Source organism: Streptomyces sp. KL116D (assembly GCF_030766975.1).
GTDB lineage: Bacteria > Actinomycetota > Actinomycetes > Streptomycetales > Streptomycetaceae > Streptomyces > Streptomyces longispororuber_A.
Genome location: NZ_JASERH010000028.1, coordinates 39,516 through 45,904 on the forward strand (window position 1 = coordinate 39,516; position 6,389 = coordinate 45,904).

Genomic DNA, 6,389 nt, shown 5'->3' on the forward strand with positions numbered 1-6,389 from the left:
GCTTCGTGGCAAGCCCAATTGTCCGCGCCCGTCGCCTTCCGCAAACTGAGGGCCGCATCCCCGGAAGGTCAGATTCCGGGCGGACCCGAAGGGAGTGCGTGCCATGAGCACCGACTCCGCACACTCCGGTGGCATCACCGAGGTCGAGACCGCCGGCGTCGAGCGCATCCCCGACGCCGACCGCACGGCCCGCCCGCTCGACCTGTTCCGGCTCGCCTTCGGCGGCGCCAACACCTTCGCGACCTGCGTCCTCGGCGCGTTCCCGATCCTGTTCGGGCTCTCCTTCTGGCAGGGCCTCGCAGCGACCGTCCTCGGCCTGGTCGCGGGCGCGCTGCTGCTCGCGCCGCTCTCGCTGTTCGGCCCGGCCAACGGCACCAACAACGCGATCTCCTCCTCCGCGCACCTCGGCGTGCACGGCCGCGTCGTCGGCTCCTTCCTCTCCCTGCTGACCGCCGTCGCGTTCTTCTCGATCTCCGTGTGGTCCTCCGGCGACGCGCTGATCGGCGCCGCGCACCGGCTGGTCGGACTGCCCGAGTCGGACTTCTCGTACGCCGCCGCCTACGCGGTCTTCGCCGCGCTCGTGCTCACCGTGTGCGTGTACGGCTTCAAGTTCATGCTGTTCGTGAACAAGATCGCGGTGGTCGCCGCCTCGGCCCTGTTCGTGCTCGGCGTCTTCGCGTTCGCGGGCGACTTCGACGCCGGCTACACCGGCGCGTTCGCCTCCACCTCGACGCCGATGTTCTGGCCGTCGTTCATCGGCTCCGCGCTGATCGTGCTCTCCAACCCGGTCTCCTTCGGCGCCTTCCTCGGCGACTGGTCGCGCTACATCCCGGCGGCCACGCCGCGCCGCCGCGTCATGGGCGCCGCGTTCCTCTCCCAGGTCGCGACGCTGCTGCCGTTCCTGTTCGGCCTCACGACCGCGTCCGTGATCGCCACGAAGGCGGAGAAGTACCTCGACCCGGCCGCCCCGAACTACGTGGGCGGGCTGCTCGCCATCTCGCCCGGCTGGTACTTCCTGCCGCTGTGCCTGCTCGCCCTGATCGGCGGCATGGCCACCGGCACCACCGCCCTGTACGGCACGGGCCTCGACTTCTCCTCCGTCTTCCCCCGCTTCAGCCGCGTCCAGGCGACGTTCTTCATCGGCTCGCTGTCGATCGCGTTCATCTTCATCGGCCGCTTCGCCCTGAACCTGGCGCAGTCCATCTCGACGTTCGCGACGCTCATCATCACCTGCACCGCGCCGTGGATGATCGTCATGATGCTCGGCTACGTCACCCGGCGCGGCTGGTACGACGCGGAGGCGCTCCAGGTCTTCAACCGGCGTCAGCGGGGCGGGCGTTACTGGTTCGCGCACGGCTGGAACTGGCGCGGTCTGATGGCCTGGCTGGTCTCGGCCGTCCTCGCCCTGATGTTCACCAACCTGCCGGGCCAGTTCGTCGGCCCGCTCGGCGACCTCGCGGGCGGCACCGACATCTCCCTGCCGGTCGGCCTGGTCCTCGCCGCCGTCGTCTACCTCGGCCTGCTCGTCGCCTTCCCCGAGCCGCGCGGCGTGTACGGACCCGAGGGGCCGCGCCTGGTGCGGGCCTCGGCCGCGGACGTGCTGCCGATCACCGACGCGGACGGCCGCGAGGTCCCCGCCGTGGCCCCCGCCGCCTGACCGCCGCCCTTCCCCACCCCTGCTGGAGCACGCCATGACCACTCCCCCGGACACCACCGCGGGCACCCCTGCGGACGCCGTCGCGGACCCCGCCGGCGAGGCCGGCGTCCTGGCCGCCGCGGAGGCGCTCGTCGCCGCCTTCGGGCAGGGCCGGGTCGAGGACTACTTCGACCGGTTCGCCGCCGACGCCACGTTCGTCTTCCACACCACCGGCGAGCGCCTCGACTCGCGCGCCGCCTACCGCGAGCTGTGGCGGCGCTGGGAGACCGAGGACGGCTTCCGCGTGCTGGCCTGCACCTCGTCCGGGCAGCTGGTCCAACTCCTCGGCACCACCGCCGTGTTCAGCCACGACGTGCGCACGACGGTGGCGACGCACGCCGGCGAGGAGACCGTGGACGAGCGCGAGACGATCGTGTTCGCCCGCGCGGAGGTCCCCGGCGGCTGGCTGGCCGTCCACGAACACCTCTCGCCGCGCCCCGCCCCGGCCGCCTGACCCCCACCGAAGCACTGGAGCACTGGAACCCGCCATGACCGCCCCCGCCACCTTCCGCAACTACATCGCCGGCGCCTTCCAGGACGCCGCCGACGGCCGCACGCTCCCGATCGAGGACCCGACGACCGGCGAGGTCTACGCCACCTCCGCGCTGTCCGGCGCCGCCGACGTGGACGCCGCGATGGCCGCGGCCGCCGCCGCGTTCCCGGCCTGGCGCGACGCCACCCCGGCCGTCCGCCAGAAGGCCCTCCTCAAGATCGCGGACAGCATGGAGGCGCGGGCCGACGAGCTCGCCGCCACCGAGAGCCGCGACACCGGCAAGCCGCTGCACCTCGTGCGCGCCGAGGAGGTCGCGCCGGTCATCGACCAGGTCCGCTTCTTCGCGGGCGCGGCGCGGATGCTGGAGGGGCGCTCCGCCGGCGAGTACATGGAGGGCTTCACGTCGATCGTCCGCCGCGAGCCGGTCGGCGTGTGCGCGCAGGTCGCGCCGTGGAACTACCCGCTGATGATGGCCGTGTGGAAGTTCGCCCCGGCGCTCGCCGCGGGCAACGCGGCGGTCCTCAAGCCGTCCGACACCACGCCCGCCTCCACGGCCCTGATGGCCGAGATCATCGGCGAGCACGTCCCGGCCGGCGTCTTCAACGTGATCTGCGGCGACCGCGACACCGGCCGTCTGATGGTCGAGCACCCGACCCCGGCGATGGCCTCCATCACCGGCTCCGTGCGGGCCGGGATCTCGGTCGCCGAGACCGCCGCCCAGGACCTCAAGCGCGTCCACCTGGAGCTCGGCGGCAAGGCCCCGGCCGTCGTCTTCGAGGACGCCGACCTCGCCGCCGCCGTCGAGGGCATCCTGCTCGGCGGCTTCTTCAACGCCGGCCAGGACTGCACCGCCGCCACCCGCGTCCTGGTCCACGAGTCGGTGCACGACGAGTTCGTCGCCGCGTTCGCCGAGGCCGCCGCCGGCGCGCGCACCGGCCTGCCCGCCGACGACGAGGACGCCTTCTTCGGCCCCCTCAACAACGCGAACCAGCTCGCCCAGGTCGCCGGCTTCATCGACCGGCTGCCCCCGCACGCGAAGATCGAGGCGGGCGGCCACCGGGTCGGCGACAAGGGCTACTTCTACGCCCCGACCGTCGTCTCCGGCCTGAAGCAGGACGACGAGATCGTCCAGAACGAGGTCTTCGGCCCGGTCGTCACCGTCCAGTCCTTCACGGACGAGGAGCAGGCCGTGGCCTACGCGAACGGCGTCGACTACGCCCTCGCCTCCTCGGTCTGGACGAAGGACCACGCCCGCGCGATGCGCATGTCGAAGAACCTCGACTTCGGCTGCGTCTGGCTCAACACGCACATGGTCCTGGTCGCCGAGATGCCGCACGGCGGCTTCAAGAAGTCGGGCTACGGCAAGGACCTGTCCGCGTACGGCTTCGAGGACTACACGCGCATCAAGCACGTGATGACCGCGCTGTAGACGGTTCGGATCCGTCGCCCGAAGAGCGATGAGATTCCGCGTGCGCCCCGGTCATCATGGGCAGTGGGGCGCACGCAGCCGAGCGCACGCCCCGGGACACCGGACCATCCGGTCCGTCCGGACCAGGGAGACCCTCAGATGCGTACGCTCATCAGCACCGCCTTCGTCTCGCTCGACGGCGTCGTGGAGGCGCCCGGCGGCGAGCCCGGCTACCGCAACTCCGGGTGGACCTTCAAGAACGTGGAGTTCCTCCCCGAGGCCTTCGAGATCAAGGGGCGGGAGCAGAAGGAAGCCACCGCGATGCTCTTCGGCCGGACCAGCTACGAGGCGTTCAGCCCCGTGTGGCCCGGCATGGAGGAGTTCGCCGACTACAAGAACCTGCCCAAGTACGTCGTCTCGACGAAGCTCGGCGAGGACGCCCTCGTCGACGGCTGGGGCGAGACGACGATCCTGCGCTCCCTCGACGACGTCGCCGCGCTGAAGGAGACCGAGGGCGGGCCGATCATCATGCACGGCAGCGCCACCCTCAACCAGCACCTCTCCGACGCCGGTCTCATCGACCGCTACCACCTGCTCGTCTTCCCGCTCCTGCTCGGCGCGGGCAAGCGGCTGTTCAGCGCGACCGACAAGGACGCGCAGCAGCTGCGGCTCGTGGAGCACGAGGCGTACGCGAACGGGGTGCAGAAGAACGTGTTCGACGTGGTGCGCTGAACGACCGGCCCCGAGGATCCGTCACGCCGGGTGCGGCGGACGGCCTCCGGTGTGCGCGGCCAGGGCGTCGACGAGCACGGGCCACAGTTCGCGGGGGCGGTCGTGGCCCATGTCGGGGACCATCAGCAGGTCGGCGCCGGGCACCAGTTCCGCGGTGCGGCGCCCGCCGCTGGGGTCGATGAGGGTGTCGTCGAGGCCGTGGATCACCAGGGTGGGCACCTTCAGCTCGCGCAGGGCGTCGGCGCGGGAGCCGCTCAGGGTCATCGCGGCGAGCTGGCGGCCGAGCCCGGCCGGGTAGTGGGCGCGGTCGTAGCTGTCGGCGGCCAGCCGGCGCAGGGCCCCGGGATCGGCGTAGCGCTTCGACGCCCAGACCAGGTCCCGGTCCGCCGCCGCGATCCGGCCCGCGCGGTCGGCCGGCTTCGGGGCCGAGACCACCGCCTGGGCCTCCGGCGTCGCACGGCCGTACTCGGGCTCCCCGGTCGACGACATCATCGACGTCAGGGTCAGCAACCGCTCCGGGTGCTCGACGGCCATCGTCTGGGCGATCATCCCGCCCATCGAGGCGCCGACCACGTGGGCCCGCTCGATGCCGAGCGCGGTGAGCAGCCGCAGCCCGTCGTCGGCCATGTCGCTCAGCCGGTACGGGGCCATGGCGAGGGCCGCGGGAATGTCGCCCGAGGTCACCGTCGCGATGAACCGGCCGACGTCCACGGGGTGGTCGTCGAACCGGGTGGACAGGCCGCAGTCCCGGTTGTCGTAGCGGATCACGAACCGGCCGCGGCCCGCCAGCTCCCGGCAGAAGTCCTCGTGCCAGGCGATCAGCTGCGCCCCGAAGCCCATGACGAGCAGCACGGGGGCGTCGCCGGGGTCGCCGAAGGTCTCGTAGGCGAGGGACACGTCCGGCGATACGTCGATGAGGGGCATGCCCGGAGCCTGCCAGGGACGGCCGCCGCACGCGACCGGATATCCGGAGGGCGCGGGTCCGCTCGGCCCGCGTGTCACGGGCGAGGCGCAACCGTTACCCATGCGGCATCTGGGACCTCTGCCGAGCCGGACGTTCAGGAGCTAGCGTCGGTCGGCATGCGGGAACGTCTGCTCAGCGGCCGGTACCGGCTCCTGGAGACCATCGGCTCCGGTGGCATGGGGCAGGTGTGGCGCGCCCGCGACGAGGATCTCGGACGGCTCGTCGCGGTCAAGGTGTTCGCGCCGCCCGACGACATCGAGACCGGCGAACGCCAGGAACTGCTGCGCCGCTTCCGGCGCGAGGCGCGGGCGGTCGCGGCCCTGTCGAGCCCGCACGTCGTCACCGTGTACGACCACGGCACCGACGGCACCGGCGAGGACGAAGTCCCCTACCTGGTCATGGAGTTGGTCGCCGGACAGTCGCTCCAGGAGATCCTGCGGCGCGAGGTGCGGGCGCCCGTCGCGCAGGCCCTGGACTGGGCCCGGCAGACCGCCGTCGGCCTGGCCGCGGCACACGCCGCCGGGATCGTGCACCGGGACGTCAAGCCCGCCAACGTCATGGTCACCCCGGCCACCGACACCGCCCCGCACGGCACCGTGAAGATCCTCGACTTCGGGATCGCCGCGTTCCTGGAGGGCGCGGAGGCCGCGACCCGGCTGACCAGGACCGGCACCCTGCCGATCGGGAGCGTGCTCTACATGGCGCCGGAGCGGTTCCGGCAGGAGCCGGGCGACGGGCGCATCGACCTGTACGCGCTGGGCTGCGTCCTGTACGAACTCCTCGTCGGACGGCCCCCGTTCACCGGCCCCGCCGCCGGGGTCATGTACAACCACCTGCACGACACACCGGTGCGACCCAGCCGCGCGCGGTCCGAAGTCCCGGTGGCGGTCGACGAGTTGATCGCCGCGCTGATGGCCAAGACGGCCGCCGACCGGCCCGCCGACGCGGCGGCCGTGCTCACGTTGCTGGACGGGATCGATGCGGGTGCCGCCGGTGAGGAGGGTGCGGCGGGCGCGGCGGGCGCGGTGAGTGCGGCCGGTACGGCGGGCGCGGCGAGTGCGGCAGGCGTGGCGGGTACGGGTGCCGGGTCGGGTCC

At 72.5% G+C, this 6,389-nt stretch carries 6 protein-coding genes; 5 read left to right on the forward strand and 1 reads right to left on the reverse strand.

Going from position 1 to position 6,389, the window contains the following annotated elements:
- Positions 1-103: 103 nt before the first annotated feature.
- The 4 genes from RBJ77_RS09670 to RBJ77_RS09685 all read left to right on the forward strand — a co-directional run bounded on the left by RBJ77_RS09670 (position 104) and on the right by RBJ77_RS09685 (position 4,329).
- Complete coding sequence (locus tag RBJ77_RS09670) at positions 104-1,657, forward strand: cytosine permease (protein ID WP_372344571.1); 1,554 nt, start codon at positions 104-106, stop codon at positions 1,655-1,657.
- Positions 1,658-1,691: 34 nt separating this feature from the next.
- Positions 1,692-2,150 (forward strand): nuclear transport factor 2 family protein, encoded by a 459-nt coding sequence (locus tag RBJ77_RS09675; protein ID WP_372344572.1) that lies wholly within the window; start codon positions 1,692-1,694, stop codon positions 2,148-2,150.
- A gap of 34 nt (positions 2,151-2,184) precedes the next feature.
- Positions 2,185-3,618, forward strand: coding sequence for a gamma-aminobutyraldehyde dehydrogenase (locus RBJ77_RS09680; RefSeq protein ID WP_372344573.1), 1,434 nt, complete (start codon positions 2,185-2,187; stop codon positions 3,616-3,618).
- 138 nt (positions 3,619-3,756) lie between these two features.
- The gene (locus tag RBJ77_RS09685; protein WP_372344574.1) at positions 3,757-4,329 is read left to right on the forward strand and encodes a dihydrofolate reductase family protein; all 573 of its coding nucleotides are present in this window, start codon (positions 3,757-3,759) and stop codon (positions 4,327-4,329) included.
- Between the two features lie 21 nt (positions 4,330-4,350).
- Here RBJ77_RS09685 and RBJ77_RS09690 read toward each other — a convergent pair whose 3' ends face one another.
- A complete protein-coding gene (locus RBJ77_RS09690; protein ID WP_372344575.1) occupies positions 4,351-5,253 on the reverse strand; it encodes an alpha/beta fold hydrolase in 903 nt (300 codons plus the stop codon).
- 156 nt (positions 5,254-5,409) lie between these two features.
- On the opposite strand from RBJ77_RS09690, the gene RBJ77_RS09695 reads away from it, so the two are divergent.
- The coding region (locus RBJ77_RS09695; RefSeq protein ID WP_372344576.1) for a serine/threonine-protein kinase at positions 5,410-6,389 on the forward strand (980 nt) is incomplete at its 3' end.

Bases quoted from the DNA above. Each gene is read 5' to 3' on its own strand.
- RBJ77_RS09685 (WP_372344574.1), top strand. From the start codon at position 3,757: ATGCGTACGCTCATCAGCACCGCCTTCGTCTCGCTCGACGGCGTCGTG.
- RBJ77_RS09680 (WP_372344573.1), top strand. From the start codon at position 2,185: ATGACCGCCCCCGCCACCTTCCGCAACTACATCGCCGGCGCCTTCCAG.
- RBJ77_RS09690 (WP_372344575.1), bottom strand. From the start codon at position 5,253: ATGCCCCTCATCGACGTATCGCCGGACGTGTCCCTCGCCTACGAGACC.
- RBJ77_RS09670 (WP_372344571.1), top strand. From the start codon at position 104: ATGAGCACCGACTCCGCACACTCCGGTGGCATCACCGAGGTCGAGACC.
- RBJ77_RS09675 (WP_372344572.1), top strand. From the start codon at position 1,692: ATGACCACTCCCCCGGACACCACCGCGGGCACCCCTGCGGACGCCGTC.